At 64.4% G+C, this 15,473-nt stretch carries 13 protein-coding genes; 4 read left to right on the top strand and 9 right to left on the bottom strand.

The window, feature by feature from the left end; all coding sequences use genetic code 11:
• Nucleotides 1–30 precede the first annotated feature (30 nt).
• The gene (locus JQ635_RS04335; RefSeq protein WP_211408639.1) at nt 31–1,146 is read left to right on the top strand and encodes an acyltransferase family protein; all 1,116 of its coding nucleotides are present in this window, start codon (nt 31–33) and stop codon (nt 1,144–1,146) included.
• A 57-nt stretch (nt 1,147–1,203) separates the two neighbouring features.
• On the opposite strand, the gene JQ635_RS04330 is transcribed toward JQ635_RS04335, so the two are convergent.
• The 6 genes from JQ635_RS04330 to JQ635_RS04305 form a co-directional block, all read right to left on the bottom strand.
• Complete coding sequence (locus JQ635_RS04330) at nt 1,204–2,322, bottom strand: cobalamin-independent methionine synthase II family protein (RefSeq protein ID WP_211408638.1); 1,119 nt, start codon at nt 2,320–2,322, stop codon at nt 1,204–1,206.
• 70 nt (nt 2,323–2,392) lie between these two features.
• Nucleotides 2,393–3,109 (bottom strand): ABC transporter ATP-binding protein, encoded by a 717-nt coding sequence (locus tag JQ635_RS04325; protein WP_211408637.1) that lies wholly within the window; start codon nt 3,107–3,109, stop codon nt 2,393–2,395.
• The gene (locus JQ635_RS04320; protein ID WP_211408636.1) at nt 3,102–3,857 is read right to left on the bottom strand and encodes an ABC transporter ATP-binding protein; all 756 of its coding nucleotides are present in this window, start codon (nt 3,855–3,857) and stop codon (nt 3,102–3,104) included. Before JQ635_RS04320 ends, JQ635_RS04325 begins: the two co-directional genes overlap by 8 nt.
• A complete protein-coding gene (locus JQ635_RS04315; protein WP_211408635.1) occupies nt 3,854–4,882 on the bottom strand; it encodes a branched-chain amino acid ABC transporter permease in 1,029 nt (342 codons plus the stop codon). The genes JQ635_RS04320 and JQ635_RS04315 overlap by 4 nt, the downstream gene beginning before the upstream one ends.
• 8 nt (nt 4,883–4,890) lie before the next feature.
• Nucleotides 4,891–5,760, bottom strand: a complete 870-nt coding sequence (locus JQ635_RS04310; protein WP_211408634.1) for a branched-chain amino acid ABC transporter permease — start codon at nt 5,758–5,760, stop codon at nt 4,891–4,893.
• Nucleotides 5,761–5,894: 134 nt separating this feature from the next.
• Nucleotides 5,895–7,073: an ABC transporter substrate-binding protein gene (locus tag JQ635_RS04305; protein ID WP_211408633.1), complete on the bottom strand. Its 1,179-nt coding sequence runs from the start codon at nt 7,071–7,073 to the stop codon at nt 5,895–5,897.
• 583 nt (nt 7,074–7,656) lie between these two features.
• Here JQ635_RS04305 and JQ635_RS04300 point away from each other — a divergent pair.
• Nucleotides 7,657–7,950 (top strand): hypothetical protein, encoded by a 294-nt coding sequence (locus tag JQ635_RS04300; protein ID WP_211408632.1) that lies wholly within the window; start codon nt 7,657–7,659, stop codon nt 7,948–7,950.
• A gap of 93 nt (nt 7,951–8,043) precedes the next feature.
• Here JQ635_RS04300 and purU read toward each other — a convergent pair whose 3' ends face one another.
• On the bottom strand, nt 8,044–8,907 hold the full coding sequence (gene purU / locus JQ635_RS04295) for a formyltetrahydrofolate deformylase (protein ID WP_211408631.1): 864 nt from the start codon (nt 8,905–8,907) through the stop codon (nt 8,044–8,046).
• Nucleotides 8,908–9,048: 141 nt separating this feature from the next.
• Here purU and JQ635_RS04290 point away from each other — a divergent pair, with 141 nt between their 5' ends.
• A complete protein-coding gene (locus tag JQ635_RS04290) occupies nt 9,049–9,888 on the top strand; it encodes a uroporphyrinogen-III synthase (RefSeq protein WP_211408630.1) in 840 nt (279 codons plus the stop codon).
• A 17-nt stretch (nt 9,889–9,905) separates the two neighbouring features.
• Here JQ635_RS04290 and JQ635_RS04285 read toward each other — a convergent pair whose 3' ends face one another.
• Both JQ635_RS04285 and JQ635_RS04280 read right to left on the bottom strand, forming a co-directional pair.
• On the bottom strand, nt 9,906–10,586 hold the full coding sequence (locus JQ635_RS04285; protein ID WP_211408629.1) for a redoxin domain-containing protein: 681 nt from the start codon (nt 10,584–10,586) through the stop codon (nt 9,906–9,908).
• Between the two features lie 21 nt (nt 10,587–10,607).
• Nucleotides 10,608–13,916, bottom strand: a complete 3,309-nt coding sequence (locus JQ635_RS04280; protein WP_211408628.1) for an adenylate/guanylate cyclase domain-containing protein — start codon at nt 13,914–13,916, stop codon at nt 10,608–10,610.
• Nucleotides 13,917–14,209: 293 nt separating this feature from the next.
• Between JQ635_RS04280 and JQ635_RS04275 the strand changes: the two genes are divergently transcribed.
• Entirely contained in the window at nt 14,210–15,472 is a 1,263-nt protein-coding gene (locus JQ635_RS04275) for an MFS transporter (RefSeq protein WP_211408627.1), read from the top strand.
• Nucleotide 15,473: the final 1 nt, after the last annotated feature.

The following is a 15,473-nucleotide window of genomic DNA, read 5'->3' as shown; positions in this document are numbered from 1 at the left end:
CGCGGCCCGGTTAGCCGAGACAGTATCGTCATGCCGGAAACGTCGACATTGCCGCAGGCCCAGAAGCTGCTGGGACTGGAGGGGTTGCGTTTCCTTGCAACCATCGCCGTCTTGATGTGGCACTACCAGCACTTCGCCTTCGCTGCCGGGCCCCGCGTCAATCTCAACAGAAGCGAGCTGCCGTTCTACGGCGCTCTGTTCCCATTCTACGAGGCCGGCGAATACGGCGTCTGGTTCTTCTGGTGCATCTCGGGTTTCATTTTCTTCTGGAAATATCGCGCCGTCGTCGCCGATCGCACGATCGACGCCCGAACCTTCTTCGTGTTCCGGCTGTCGCGACTCTACCCGCTCCATATCGCGACGTTGCTGCTGGTCGCCGTGCTGCAGCCGATCTATTTCGCGCAGCATGGCGTCTACTTCGTCTATCAGAACAACGATGTCCCGCACTTCGTCGCGCAGCTGTTCATGGCAAGCGACTGGCTGCCGCCACGCAGCGAAAGCTTCAACGGACCGATCTGGTCGGTCTCGGTCGAGATCGTGGATTATGCAACCTTCTTCCTGACGCTGCGCTTTGTGACCGCATCCCCGCTGCTCAATCTTGTCGTGATCCTCGCCTCGATCACGTTTGGCAGCCAGGTCGGAACCAGCCTGGCTTTCTTCTATGCAGGCGGGCTTGCCGCCATGGCCCGGCAGGCCGTCGTCTTTTCACGGCATCGACGGATGTTGGAGGCGATGGCCGGGTGCGCCGCCATCGCGGTGCCCGCGGCGCTCTGGCTGGCGGACATCGAGCTCGTCCCGGTCGCAGGACCGCTGCTGCTGACCTATGCGCCGATCCTGTTGTTCTGCTGCTCGGACCAGCTCACCTTGCCGCGGCGGGTCGAGACATTGCTGGAGACGGCCGGCAACATGACCTATTCCTGCTATCTCCTGCACTTCCCCATCCAGCTCGTCATCGCGCTCGTCTGCGCCGCCCTGCAGCGACCGATTCCCTATGGCGATCATCTGTTCTGGGCGGCCTTCGTGCTGCCGACACTCGTCGCCTCGCACCTCACCTATCGCTGGTTCGAGGCGCCGGCGCAGCGGCTGATCCGCAAGACTCTGCTGCGCAAAAGAAAAGCGGGGCGGACAAGTCCGGCCCCGCTCTGATGTCGACGATTAAGCAGCTCCGATGCGTCGCTCACGCGATGCCGCGGCTGCGCCGGATCACTGCCCCCAAACTTCCTTCGCGATCTCGACCGCGAGGCTGAGCTTGGCCCACTGCTCTTCCTCGGAGAGGATGTTGCCTTCCTCGGTCGAAGCAAAGCCGCACTGGGGCGACAGCGCGAGCTGCTCCAGCGGCGCGAACTTGGCGGCTTCCTCCAGACGACGCTTGATGTCGTCCCTCTTCTCGAGCTCACCGAACTTCGAGGTGATGACGCCGACCACGACGACCTTGTTGCCCTTGGGCAGGAAGCGCAGCGGCTCGAAGCCGCCGGCGCGATCGCTGTCGTATTCGAGGAAGTAGCCGTCGTAATTGGTGCCGGCGAGCAGGGTCTCGGCCACCGGTTCGTAGCCGCCCGAGGAAATCCAGGTCGAGCGGAAATTGCCGCGGCAGACATGCGTCGTCACCACCATGTCGGCGGGCTTCTCCGCCAGCGCGTAATTGATGATGCGAGCATAGATCTGCTGCAGGCCGTCCGGATTGTCGCCGCGCTCGCGCGCCTTCTGCAATTCGTCCTGCGAGCAGAGATAGGCCCAGACGGTGTCGTCGAATTGGAGATAGCGACAGCCGGCGTCGTAGAACGCCTTCACCGCCTTGCGGTAGGTCTTGCCGAGGTCCTCGTAGAAGGCCTCGAGATCGGGGTAGACGTCCTTGGAGATCGCCTTGCGGCCGCCGCGGAAGTGCAGCACGGCCGGCGACGGGATCGTCATCTTGGCGGTGACGTGGGCCTGGTCCGCGACCTTCTTCAGGAAGCGGAAGTGGTCCAGCATCGGATGGTCATCGGGGAAGTCGAGCTTGCCGATCACACGCACCGCATCGTGACGGGTCTGCACGCCCGTGAACTGGATGCCGGTGTCGGGGTGGAACAGCTCGCAGCCGGTCAGCTTGGCCAGGAAGTCGAAATGCCACCAGGAGCGGCGGAATTCGCCGTCGGTGGCGAGCTTGAGCCCGAGCGAGGCCTGCTTGTGCACGACCTTCTCGATCTCCATGTCCTCGATCTTGCGCAGATCATCGGCCGAGATCTCGCCCTTCTCAAGCTTTGCGCGGGCTTCCTTGATCTTGGCGGGACGCAGGAGGCTGCCGACCTCGTCGGCGCGGAAGGGGGCTTTGGTTCGCTGCATTCTTGTTTCTCCCGAATTTCAGTCGGCACAATTTTTACTGCCTCGCCCCGCTTGCGAGGAGAGGCGGAGATCAGTGGGCCGCCGCCCCTGCGACGCCGAGGTGGCGCTCCAGGACCGAGGGGTCGGCCTTCAGCGCGGCGCTCGGGGCGTCGTGGACGATCGTTCCGCGCTCCAATATCACAACGCGGTCGGCGAGCCCCAGAATCTTTTGGGCATTCTGCTCGACGATGATCGAGCAGATGCCCCCTGCCCGGGTGATGGTCCCGATCGCCTTGAGCAGCTCCTCGACGATGATGGGGGCGAGGCCCTCGGTCGGCTCGTCCAGCAGCAGGACCTTCGGATTGAGGGTCAGCGCGCGGCCGATCGCCAGCATCTGCTGTTCGCCGCCGGAGAGCTGGTTGCCGAAATTGGTCCGCCGCTCCTTCAGCCGCGGGAACATCTCGTAGACCTTCTCCACCGTCCAGGGACCGGGCTGGGCCACCGCCGTCATGTTCTCCTCGACGGTGAGCGAGCGGAAGATGTTGCGCTCCTGTGGCACCCAGCCGATGCCGGCGCGCGCCCGCTGATCGGGCCGCAAGGTGGTGACGTCGGTGCCGGCCAGCGCGACGGTGCCGGAGAAGCGGCGGGTGACGCCGACGATGGAATTGATCAGCGTGGTCTTACCGGTGCCGTTACGGCCGAGCAGCGCGAGCACCTGCCCCTCCGCAAGGCGCAGGGACATCTTCGGCAAAACCACGGCCTCGCCGTAGCCGGCGCGAAGTGCATCGATTGCGAGTAGGTCAGACATTGACCGCCTCCTCGCCGAGATAGACCGCCTTCACCTGCGGATCGCGCGCGACCTGCTCGGGCGGGCCCTCGGTGAGCAGCGCGCCGGAGACCAGCACCGAGATGCGGTCGGCAAAGGAGAAGACGAGATCCATGTCGTGCTCGATCAGCAGCACCGTGACGTCGCGCGGTAGCGCGCCGACGACGGCGAGAATATCGTGGCGCTCGCTTTCGGGCACGCCGGCGGCGGGCTCGTCGAGCAGCAGCACGCGCGGCTTGGCAGCAATGGCGACCGCGATCTCGAGCAGGCGCTGCTTGCCGTAGGGCAACGTCACGGTCTCTTCGTTCATGACGTCAAGCAGATGGAAGCGTGTCAGCAGCTCGGCGATCTCGCCGTTGACGTCGCTGCGCGTCCCCATCCGCCGCCACCAGTCGCCGCCGTGGCCGAGGCGCTCTGAGACCGCGAGACCGATGGTCTCGAGCGGGGTCAGGTCGGGATAGAGCTGGTTGATCTGGAAGGTGCGCGACAGGCCGCGCAGCACGCGCTTGTGCACGGGCAGGTCGGTGATGTCCTGGCCTTCGAGCAGGATGCGGCCCGAGTTCGGCTTCAGCACACCGGTGAGCTGGTTGATCACCGTGGTCTTGCCGGCGCCGTTGGGGCCAATCAGCGCATGGCGGGCGCCCTGCTCGATTTTCAAGGACAGGTCGCGGGTGACGCGCAGGCCACCGAACTGCTTTTCGAGATTCCGGGTTTCGAGCGCGATGGTCATGCGTCGTTCTCCGGCACGGCCACGACGGCCTTGCGCCCGGCGACCTGCTTGATCACGAGGTTGGGCACATACAGCACCCAACGGTGCAGCCGCTGGCGGCCGACCAGCACGATCACGACCAGCACGAGGCCGATCCAGAACTGCCAGTATTGCGGCGTGATGGTGGAGAACAATTCCTGGAGCATGCGGAACACCACCGCGCCGATCAGCCCGCCATAGAGATAACCGGTGCCGCCGATCACGAGGACCAGCATCAGGTCGGCGGAGCGCTCGAAGGCGAACACGTCGAGGGAGGCGATCGCGGTGGTCTGGGTGAACAGCGCCCCAGCAATGCCGGCATAGAATGCTGCCAGCGTGTAGATCGCGATCAGGCGGCGGTTGACGGGGATGCCGATGGCGGCAGCCCGCAGCGCATTGTTCTTGATCGCGCGCAGCGACAGTCCGAACGGCGAATGCACGACGCGGCGGGCGAGCAGGAACAGGAGGAACAGGACGGCGAGCGAATAGAAGAAGCCGGTCTTGCCAAACATGTCGAAGGCAAACGCTCCGAAGATCGGCTGGATCTCGATGCCCTGCAGGCCATCGGTGCCGCCGGTGATGTTGGAGAAGCGCTCGGCGAGCGCTTCGAGCAGCAGCGCGATGCCGAGCGTCACCATCAGGCGGGTCAGGTCAACGCCGCGGATCACCAGGAAACTGGTGGCGAAACCGAGCACCATCGCGGCAAGGCCTGCGACGATGAGCGCGAGCACCGGCTCGTTGACGATGCCGTGCAGCGCCAGCAACCCCGCGGCATAGGCGCCGACACCGAAGAAGGCGGCGTGGCCGAGCGAGACGATGCCGGCATAGCCGAGGATCAGATCGAGCGACATCGTGAACAGCGCCAGCCGCAGGATGTCGGTCATGATCAGATAGCGCGTGGGAAACAGAAAGCCGCAGGCCAGCACGATGAGCCAGAAAGCGACTTCGCCATAGTGCCAGCGCGCCTGGCGCTGGGCGTGATACCCGACGTCGGAAGCAGCGGTCATCGGCGAACTCAACGCGCAGCCGTGCGGCCGAACAGGCCGTTCGGGCGCCAGATCAGGATCACGATCATCATGGTGTAGATCACGAAGGGTCCCATCTTCGGCACGTAATATTTGCCGGCGACATCGCCGATGCCGAGCAGGAGCGAGGCCAGGAACGGACCAGTTATCGAGGAGGAGCCGCCGACAGTGACCACGATCAGGAAGTAGATCATGAACTTCAGCGGGAAATACGGATCGAGACCGAGGATCTCGGCGCTGAGCGCACCGCCGAGACCGGCGAGCCCGCAACCGAAGGCAAAGGTGAAGGCGAACACCTGCGGCACGTTGATGCCGAGGCCGCTGGCGGCGCGCGGGTCATCGACCGCAGCGCGCAGGCGGCTGCCGAAACGGGTTTTGGCCAGCACCATCTGAAGCCCGATGGTGAGCAGGCCGCAGATCACGATGATCATCAACCGGTAGCGGCCGATGCCAACGCCGAACACGTCGAACTGGCCTTGGAGCGCGGCCGGCAAATTGATGAACACGCGCGACGAGCCCTGGATGTAGTCGACGGCCGCGACCGACATGAAGGTCAGGCCGATGGTGAACAGCACCTGGTCGAGATGGCTCCGCGTGTAGAGGTGGCGGTAGAGCGTGCGCTCCAGTGCGATGCCGATTGCAGCTGATGAGACGAAGGCGAGCGGCAGCGCGGCGAAGAACGGCCAGCCCATCCGGTTGACCAGCACCATGCAGACATAGCCGCCTGTCATCGCGAAGGCGCCATGGGCGAGGTTGACGAAGTTCATCAGGCCGAGCGTGACCGCAAGCCCGCAGGCGAGCACGAACAGCAGCATGCCGTAGGCAACGCCATCGAACAGGTTGGTGAGGATAGAGGTCATCGAGGGTAGATCGTTCCTGGTGGACGCTCGTCATTCCGGGGCAGCGCGGGGCGCTGAACCCGGAATCTCGCTTCAACAACTTCGAGATCCCCGATGCGCGCTAAGCGCACTCGGGGATGACGCGCTTTCGCGCGTCACTTCTTGGTCTTGCCGAGATCCTTGACGGCCTCGAAGGTCGCGAACTCGACATTGTAGAGCTCGCCGTCGACCTTCTCGACCTTGCGGATGTAGATGTTCTGCACGATGTCGCGGGTCTCGGGGTCGATCGAGATCGGACCGCGCGGGCTCTCCCACTTCTGGCCCTTCATCGCCTCGATCAGCTTGTCGCCGTTGGTGTCGCCACCGGTCTTCTTCAGCGCCTCGTAGATCAGGTGGATGCCGTCATAGCCGCTCACGGCCATGAAGCCGGGACGGTTGCCGAAGGCCTTCTTGTAGGCAGCGACGAAGTCCTTGTTCATCGCGGACGGATGCGCTGCGGAGTAGAGATGCGCGGTGACCGTGCCGAGCACTGCGTCGCCCATGTTGTTGAGCAGGTCGTCGTCCGTGACGTCGCCCGGCCCGATCACCTTGATGCCGGCCTTGTCGAGACCACGCTCGGCATATTGCTTCATGAAGTTGCCGCCCTGGCCGGCCGGCACGAACACGAAGATCGCGTCGGGCTTGGCGTCCTTCATGCGCTGCAGGAACGGCGCGAAGTCCGGGTTGGCGAGCGGGGTCTTCACCTCTTCGACCACTTCACCGCCGCCCGCGGTGAAGTTCTGCTTGAAGAAGTTGAGCGCGTCATTGCCCGGCGCGTAGTCCGAGGTCAGCGTCGCCACCTTCTTGATGCCGTTCCTCACCGCCCAGTCGGCGATGATGGTCGAGGACTGCGCCAGCGTGAAGCTGGTGCGCACGATATAGGGGGAGCGCTCGGTGATGATCGAGGTGCCGGCCGCCATCACGACTTCCGGAATCTTGGCCTGCGTCGCCAGCGGCGCGGCGGCAAGCGCTGCCGGCGTCACGCCGAAGCCGGCGATGAAGTTGACCTTGTCGTTGACGATCAGCTCCTGCGCGGCGGTCTTGGTCTTGTCGGGGATCGCAGCGTCGTCCTTGACGATGATCTCGACCTTCTTGCCCGCGACGGTGTCGCCCTTCTGCTGCATGTAGAGCTTGATCGCGTTCTCGATCTGCTTGCCGGTCGAGGCCTGGCCGCCGGTCATCGGCAGGATCAGGCCGACCTTCACCGTGTCTTCCGCCTTGGCGGGCGCGACGGCCGCGAGGCCCGCGATGGCAGCGACCGCTGCGGTGCGTGAAAAAATCTTGCGTTCGAACATCAGATGTCCCTCCCCTTCATTCCTGACCTCTTGTGAGCCGGACCGAGTGCCCGGTCCTTGCCGCGCTTTACTTACGGACAAGCCATGCCGCGCGGCCACATGGCGTCCTCTGCAACCCCGTTGTCAATCGAACGTTGGGCGACCATTCGGCGCAAGCCGCGTGATCTGCCTCAACGGCGACAGGGAGAGATTTGTACGATTGTACAAATATAATGGTCCTGTCAACGAAAAAGCCCCTCGTGGCGCTGGCCGATTGGGCGGTGGTTGTTGAGGCGCCATTTTATGAAGACTGCGCGACGCCGTAGATGGAGGATTCCGCCTCTCATTTGCAGAATCTGGACATCTCACCTGCTTCGCGGTGAGGCCACTTGGGTGACGCTCACCCAAGGGGAAATACGTGATGTATACCGTACCAGCTAAACCTACCCCTTCAAGGGCAAAATTTGCTTATTATAATACCTTCTTTGTATACAGCCTTGCCCACCCTCGAATAGGCCAATTTTACATGTTGAGGGCTATAGTTCGCCGCTGGCGCCTATCCGGCGCCCCCTCATCCCGCGCCCGATCGGGCACGACCTAGAAGATGTCCATGCGTTCCCGTTCGCTTTCGATCGCTGCTGCAGTCGCCCTGCTCGCTTCCAGCCTTGCAGGCTGCGGCACGGTCAACGAGAAACTCTCGGCCGGCATGGGCGACTACGTCCCGCAATGGGCCGGCGGCCTGCCGGCCGATGCCCCGCCGCGACCGGGCACGCCGCAATACGACGCCTACATGAAGGAGCGCGAGCGCAAGCGGCTGATGCCGGCGGCCGATCGCGAGAAGGAAGAGCAGGCGCAGAAGGGCGCGACGGGGACGACGTCAGCTGGCGCGGTGCGCTGAGAGACAATCGTCATTCCGGGATGGTCCGAAGGACCAGACCCGGAATCTCGAGATTCCGGGTTCGCGCTTCGCGCGCCCCGGAATGACGGTGCCCTAATCCACGAACACCACGGTCTTGCGGCCGTTGAGGATGACGCGGTCGTCGAGATGGTAGCGGATGGCGCGGGCGAGCACGCGACGCTCGATGTCGCGGCCCTTGCGGACGAGATCCTCCGGTGTGTCGCGGTGGCTGATGCGCTCGACGTCCTGGTCGATGATCGGGCCCTCGTCGAGGTCGCGCGTGACGTAATGCGCGGTGGCACCGATCAGCTTCACCCCGCGCTCATGCGCCTGGTGATAGGGTTTTGCGCCCTTGAAACCGGGCAGGAACGAGTGGTGGATGTTGATGCAGCGTCCCGAAAGCTTTGCCGAGAGATCGTCGGACAGGATCTGCATGTAGCGGGCGAGCACCACCAGATCGGTCTTCGTCTTGCCGACGAGGTCCATGATCTGCGCCTCCTGCTCCCGCTTGGTCTCCTTGGTCACCGGCAAATGGTGGAACGGGATGCCGCCGAAGTCGAGCCCGGCATAGACCTCGCGCGGATGGTTGGAGACGATCGCCGCAAGCGTCATCGGCAACTCGCCGGTGCGCCAGCGGTAGAGGATGTCGACCAGGCAATGGTCGGACTTCGACACCAGCAGCATCACCTTGCGATGCGCGGCGCGGTCGCGCATCTGCCACTCCATGCCGAAACGCTCGGCGATCGCGGCAAAGCCGGTCTGGAGCGCCGCGAGCTCCACGGCAAGATCGGCCGCGGTGAACACCACGCGCATGAAGAAGTTCTTGGTCTCGACGTCGTCGAACTGCTGGGCGTCGAGAATGTTCTGTCCATTATGGGCCAGGAAGGTCGACACCGCCGAGACGATACCGGGACGATCTGGACAGGACAGGGTCAGGACATATTGATGATCGGGCATGGGTCTTGATGAAGGTTTGTGCAACGGCTGCGGAACACCCCGCGATTTGCGCCCTGCTCTAGCACCGACGCTGGCCTTGCGCCAATCCCGGGCGCAGAGTCAGGATGAACGTACCATTGCGATTGATACCGGAGCTCGCCCATGGCCGACCGCTTGAACGGCACCCGCATCCTGATCCTGGAAACACGCGAGGAGGCGCAGTTTTCGAAGCTCCTGGCCGAGCAAGGCGCCGATGTCGTCCAGTGCCCGATGTTCACGATCCACGATGCGCCGGACCCCGCTCCCGTCGAAGCCTGGATCCACCGCGCCATCGAGAGGCCCTTTGACGATCTCGTGCTGATGACCGGCGAAGGCCTGCGGCGGATCATGAAGCTCGCGCGGGCCCGCGGGCTCGATCAAGCCCTGGTCGCCTCCCTCGCCGGATCGCGAAAATTCACCCGCGGACCGAAGCCCGGCAAGGCGCTGCGTGAAATCTCGCTCGAGGCGCAGCAGACCACGGAGAAGCCGACCACCGAGGGCGTGATCGAGATGCTGGGCAAGCTCGACCTGAAGGGACGGCGCCTCGGCCTGCAGCTCTATCCCGACAAGGACCACGGCGCCCTGACCAGCGCGCTCGCGGCGCAGGGCGCCGAGGTCGACACCGTGCTGCCCTATGTCTACGATTCCAAGGCCGCTGATGCCAACATCGTCGCCGCCATCGACGAGATGGCGGAGGGACGGATCGACTCCATCGCGCTCACCAATCTCGGCCAGGTCCGCCGCCTGATCGAAGCCGCCAAGGCACATGGCAGCGAGGCGAAGCTGCGCGCCGGGTTGGAGCGGACGCTGATTGCATCGGTGGGCCCTGCGGTGTCGGGGGAGCTCGCCGCGCATGGCCTGCGCACCGACGTGTCGCCGGCCGATGAGGCCTATTTCATGCGCCCGCTGATCTCGGCGATGGCGGCCGCGCTCGCCGAGAAACGGCCGAAGGTAGCGGGTTAATCACCAGGCGGCGATGCCTAGCTTGCCACCTGCGAGGCGGCCGACATCAACTCCTGAGGGCTCGGAGCCCCGAACATGCGCTGGCCGCCTTCAGGAACTTCGGTAAAGGTCCAACGCACGATTCCCTCACGATCGAGCAGGAACTGGCCGAACAGCTGGCCCTGACCGGTCGCCGCCATCCGCTGATCGGCCTCCATCATCTCGTAGCCGTCCTTGTTGTTGAGGTACTCGGCAGCCGCGGGCCGAATCATCGGCTCGGGCAATTCGCCGGGCATGTCGACTGGCATGCTCAGGATCACATCCATGCCCACCTTGCGCGGCCACTCGGTCTCGTTCTCCGTGAACTCGAGATTGGGCAGGCCGAACGCACGGTGCGAGACCCGCTCGGGGTCGGACGCGGCGAGCAGATTGGGCAATGGATGATAGCGGAAGTAGAGCCGCGCGCGCTCGATGGGCGTATTCACGACCGTGAGACTTTCGACGCCCTTGTCGCGCAGGGCTGCGTCGAGTTGCGCCTGTGCCGCGATATGGCGCCGACAGAACGGGCAGTGCAGCCCTCGATACAAGCCGATCAATATCGGACTATGTCCGCGAAAATCCTGGAGAGCGATCGTTCCATCGCGTGTGATGGCGTCCAGCACGATGTTCGGCGCGCGATCACCCGGTTGAAGCGGTCCATCGACATGAAGTTCTGACATGGTTGAACTCCTTCATATGACCTAGTCAAGAAATGGCAGTACGATCAGCCCGGCGGGATCAAGCCCGTGGCGAGCGCAGACATCATGGGCCAGCGCGAAATATCGGTCGGCCTCGGGCATGTCGCCTCGATCAAGGCTCAGCGTCGCGAGACCATCATAGCATGGAAAGAGCTGCTGCGGTTCGCCGGTTTCGTTCGCCACCTCGATTGCTTCGTTGTAGCAGAGGGCGGCCAGATCGGGGCGGAAATGGCATTGATGGATTTGCCCAAGCACGATCAGGGGCACGGAGAGATGCTCGCGCTGATCGAGCGCACGGTCGATTTCGATCGCCCTTTCGGCTGCCGGCACCCCTTCCTCGGTACATCTGTCCGTGAAGGTGCAACAGGCAACGGCAAAATTGGCAAGCAGACGCGCCTGGAAGCCAAGATCCCCGATCCGACGCGCGACGTCGAGTCCACGCCGGCAGACCTCCACGGCTTTCGCCGGGTCAACGATCGTGTAGAGCACACCGAGATTGGTGTAGCCGCGGCACGCTACGTTAAGGAGCCCGGCCGCTTCGGCGGCCGCGACACTTTGCTCCACCTCACGGACCGCCTCCTCGTGTCGTCCAAGCCGCGCCAGCGCAACCCCCTTGGTGTTGAGGGCCTCGGCAATGGCACGTGCCGCCTCGAGCCCGGCCTGCTCGTCCCCGTCCGCCGGTACTGACCGTGCATAGCCGAGCGCCTCGTCTGCCCATCTTGCGGCGGCCACGTGATCGCCCGTCCGAAACGCGAGACGGCCGCGCTCCTGCAAGAGATGCGCCCACTCGATGGGCGCGTCGGTCCCTCCAAGCAGTTTGGCCGCCTCGGCGTAATGCGTCTCTGCCTTGATCCGCTTGCCGGCGTCCCAGAGCAATCGGCCAAGCTTGCGAACAATTCGCGCTTCGCCGATCCGGTCCTGTATGGCGCGATGCCCCTCCAACGCGCTCTGATAGTGCTCCTCGGCCGTGGTCCGGCGGCCAGCCGCGCCGCAGAGGTCCGCAATCCGCTCGTACAGGACCAGACGTTCCGGCTCCAGTTCGCCGCCGGTCGACAGCACGGCGAGGGCCTGTTGGTAGAGACGGATGGCATCGTCATTGGCATAGCTGGCGCGTGCGCGATCGCCGGCCGCGCGCAGATAGCGCGCGCCTTTCGGCTTGCTCGCGCTCAGGCTGAAGTGATGTCCGAGCAGTATGAGATCTTCGAGGCGCTCGGGCTCATCGCCATAGAGCCTCTCGAGCGCTCCACCAATCCGTCCATGAAGCTCGATCCGGCGCTGCAGAAGCAGGTTTTGATAGATCACGTCCTGAAGCATGGTTTGCGTGAAGCGGTAGGTCCGCAGCGAAATCGAGTTCGAGCCCGCGACCTCCTCGATGATCTCCGCGTCGCACAGACGTTCGAGCCCTGCTTCAACCCTCGCCGGCTCGGTTGCCGCCGCACCGAGAGCCGCCACATCAAAACGCGGGCCGATAACCGCAGCCTCCTGTGCTAGGCGGCGTACTGGATGCGGCAACCGGTCGAGGCGCGCCAGCAACAACGCCTGGATGCTTGCCGGAATATCGGCGGCGGCTTCATCCGACGTCATCCGCCACTGCGCGCCGTCGCGCTCCAGCGTGCCGGCTTCGATGAGGCCCCGTATGATCTCCTCGAGAAAAAGCGGATTGCCGCCGGCGCGATCGAGGATTCGGCTGAACAGGCGTCCCGGTGGGTCACGCCAAACGCGACTGAAGTAGGCCGCGATCAGCCTTTGTCCCTCGGCGTCGCCAAGCGGGGGCAGCCGAAGGGTCGTGTGACTGATTTTGCTCGAACCGAACTGGTCCAGTTCCAGCATCGGCCGATGCGTAAACAGCAGCATCAGCCGCGTCCGCTCCATTCTGTCCATCAGGAACCGCAACGCTTCAAGAGATACCGCGTCCGCCCAATGCAGATCCTCGACGATGATCAGCAGCGGCGACAGTGCCAGGCGGCGTTCGAAGACGGTGCGAATCGCGAAGAATATCTGCCGGCGGAGCTGTTCGGGCTCGACATGCCTGAGCACGGCGGGGTCGCCGAGGCCGAGTACGTGCAGATAGAGGGGCATCAGTCGGTCGGCCTCGTCAGTCGCGAGGCCAAGCTGCGACAGCGCTTCGGCGACCTTCGCCTCCGCCTCTGCGGCGCCGGCCTTCTGCGCGATGCCATAGGCGCTGCGCAGCACGGCGGCGAGTGTGCCGTAGGATTGTTCGCCTAGCGGCGAGCACGCCGCCCGCCGAATCGCCACGTGTGCAAATCGATCCTCGTCGCGGATACGGGCGGCGAATTCGCTGACCAGGCGCGTTTTCCCGATGCCGGCTTCGCCGACCAGCCGCACCAGTTGAGCCGCGCCGCCGCATGCGAGATCAAGGCTGCCGACGATGCGCGCAAGCTCGGCGTCGCGCCCGATGAACGGCGCATTGAGGCCCAGCGCGTCGAGGCCGCGTGCCTCACGGGGCGTGTCGAGCGCCTCCCTCAGACGGTGCACCAGTACGCTGCCCATCTTGCCCTTGAGCGAGACCTCGCCAAGCGAGTCATAGGAGAACGCATGCCGCGTCAGACGGTGGGTCAATGGCCCGACCAGCACCTCGCCCGGAGCCGCCATCGACTGGAGTCGCTGGGCGGTATTCACCGTGTCGCCGGTCACCGAATAGGACTTGGCAACGCCCACACCGAGCCCGCCCGCGACGACGTGTCCGGTGTTGATGCCGACATGGAGCAGCAGCGGTGAACCTGCATACACCTTCGCGCGTTCGCTGAGACGCGCCGTCCGGCCGATCATGTCGAGGGCAGCGCGGACCGCCCGCTCCGGGTCGTCCTCGTGCGCAGCCGGCGCACCAAACAGAGCAAGCAGCGCATCGCCGATGAATTTGTCCACGAAACCGCCAAAGCTTTGCACCGCGGCCGTCAACTCTTCGAACAGTTCGTTTTGAAGCGTCTGCATGACCTCGGGGTCGAGCCGCTCGCTCATCGCGGTGAAGCCGCTGAGGTCGGCAAACAGCACGGTGATGGTACGGCGGTTCGCCTCGCTGTCGATCTTATCCAACTGAAGTCCAAATGCGGCTTGAGCCGCATCCGTCGGCACGAGAGGCGGAGAGGAGGGCCGGATCGGAAGCGTCGTCGGGCTCGTCAGCGCCTGCCCGCCGCGGGCCTCAGAGACGGAGGCGCCGCATTTCGGGCAATAGGCGAAATCCGGTGCGCACGGAAAGCCGCAGCCAGGGCACGCGTTCGGCTGCTTCGTGCCGCACTTCGGGCAGAAGGCAAAGCCGCTCTGGACCTCGAAACCACAGCGAGAGCAGTTCATGGGTCAAGACCTCGCGGAAGCCGCGACGGCGCGATCTACCGGACCTGCCGAATAGGCCCGGGATGCAGACCAGAATGGGCTTTGCGCGCCGGAAGAGCAAGCGGGGGCCAATCTACCTCTCCGTATCGGCTGGCAGCGAAGCGATGCTGCGGGCGCACTGGCGGACCGCACGTCGTCGGCAAGCATGGCGGCATGCGGTGCCGCCAATTGACAGGGGCATCGCCGGGGCTACCCTGCCGAACAGAAGAACAAAAATAAGGGCAGGGAATCGCCGTGAAACCCGTTGTCGCATCTTGAGCACATCCGCGCGACCTTCAGCGCTCGCACCGTTCCGCATCCGCAACTATCGCTTCCAGTGGCCATCCGACCTGCTCACCTCCTGGGCGTTCGAGATCGAAACGCTGGTGCTCGGCTGGTACATCCTGGTCGAGACCGGATCGGTGCTGCTGCTGACCCTTCTCGCCTCGCTGCAATATCTGGGAACGCTGATTGCGCCGGCGCTCGGGATGGTTGGCGACCGCATGGGTCATCGCGATCTCCTCGTCGTGCTGCGCCTCACCTATACGGCGCTGGCTTCGACTATCATGGTGCTGGCGCTGACCGGGCATCTGGCGCCGCTCAACGTCATGATCATCGTGACGATCATGGGCCTGATCCGCTCCTCCGATCTCGGCCTTCGCAGCGCATTGCTCGCCGACATCATGCCGGCCGAGCGGCTGGTCGGCGCCATCAGCCTGTCACGCACGACCCAGGATAGCGCCCGCATTGCCGGAGCGTTGACGGGCGCCGGTCTCTTCGCCGTGCTCGGCATTGGATTGGTTTATGCGGCCGTCGCCAGCCTCTATTTCGTGGCCGCGATTCTCATGTCCTGCCTGACCCGACCGAAAAGGACCGTTGCCACGACGGACCTGCCGACGAACAGCCGCGCCGTTTCAAAACTGCTCGACGAGTTGAAAGAGGGGATTGTCTACGCCTGGAATGGCCCTGGAATGGGTGCTGCGCTGTGCGTCGCCTTCCTTGCCAATCTCACCGCATTTCCCTTCACCGGCGGATTGCTGCCCTACATCGCGCGCGAAATCTTTCACACCGACCAGACCGGCCTCGGTTATCTCTCGGCGAGTTTTGCCGTCGGCTCGCTGATCGGCTCGATCACGCTCAGCCTGGTCGGCGGACTGCGCATTGCCCGGCTGCTGATCGGCGCGACGCTGGCCTGGTACGCCATGCTGCTGGTGTTCGTCGAAATCAGGACGATGCCCGTCGCCATGGCCTGCCTTGTGCTTGCCGGCATCGCCCAGAGCATGTCGATGATCTCGGCGGCCGTGATCCTGATGCGCACGGCGAGCGCGCATCTGCGCGGCCGCGTGATGGGCGTGCGCATGATGGTGATCTACGGCCTGCCGCTCGGATTGCTCGCGGCCGGCAGCCTGATCGATATCGTCGGCTACTCCGCGACAGGGTCGCTCTACGCCGCCGCCGGCTTCATCGCGATGCTGGCGATCGCGATCCGCTGGCGGGCCGACCTCTGGCCGGTGCACGCACCCGCCAACGCGCGGTGAC

Source organism: Bradyrhizobium iriomotense (genome assembly GCF_018130765.1).
Taxonomy (GTDB): domain Bacteria; phylum Pseudomonadota; class Alphaproteobacteria; order Rhizobiales; family Xanthobacteraceae; genus Bradyrhizobium; species Bradyrhizobium iriomotense_A.
This window is presented reverse-complemented; position numbering and strand designations above follow the sequence as displayed.

What these genes read in the sequence shown, in the direction of transcription:
- JQ635_RS04335 (WP_211408639.1), top strand. Translation starts at nt 31, where the DNA reads ATGCCGGAAACGTCGACATTGCCGCAGGCCCAGAAGCTGCTGGGACTG.
- JQ635_RS04330 (WP_211408638.1), bottom strand. Translation starts at nt 2,322, where the DNA reads ATGCAGCGAACCAAAGCCCCCTTCCGCGCCGACGAGGTCGGCAGCCTC.
- JQ635_RS04325 (WP_211408637.1), bottom strand. Translation starts at nt 3,109, where the DNA reads ATGTCTGACCTACTCGCAATCGATGCACTTCGCGCCGGCTACGGCGAG.
- JQ635_RS04320 (WP_211408636.1), bottom strand. Translation starts at nt 3,857, where the DNA reads ATGACCATCGCGCTCGAAACCCGGAATCTCGAAAAGCAGTTCGGTGGC.
- JQ635_RS04315 (WP_211408635.1), bottom strand. Translation starts at nt 4,882, where the DNA reads ATGACCGCTGCTTCCGACGTCGGGTATCACGCCCAGCGCCAGGCGCGC.
- JQ635_RS04310 (WP_211408634.1), bottom strand. Translation starts at nt 5,760, where the DNA reads ATGACCTCTATCCTCACCAACCTGTTCGATGGCGTTGCCTACGGCATG.
- JQ635_RS04305 (WP_211408633.1), bottom strand. Translation starts at nt 7,073, where the DNA reads ATGTTCGAACGCAAGATTTTTTCACGCACCGCAGCGGTCGCTGCCATC.
- JQ635_RS04300 (WP_211408632.1), top strand. Translation starts at nt 7,657, where the DNA reads ATGTCCATGCGTTCCCGTTCGCTTTCGATCGCTGCTGCAGTCGCCCTG.
- purU (WP_211408631.1), bottom strand. Translation starts at nt 8,907, where the DNA reads ATGCCCGATCATCAATATGTCCTGACCCTGTCCTGTCCAGATCGTCCC.
- JQ635_RS04290 (WP_211408630.1), top strand. Translation starts at nt 9,049, where the DNA reads ATGGCCGACCGCTTGAACGGCACCCGCATCCTGATCCTGGAAACACGC.
- JQ635_RS04285 (WP_211408629.1), bottom strand. Translation starts at nt 10,586, where the DNA reads ATGTCAGAACTTCATGTCGATGGACCGCTTCAACCGGGTGATCGCGCG.
- JQ635_RS04280 (WP_211408628.1), bottom strand. Translation starts at nt 13,916, where the DNA reads ATGAACTGCTCTCGCTGTGGTTTCGAGGTCCAGAGCGGCTTTGCCTTC.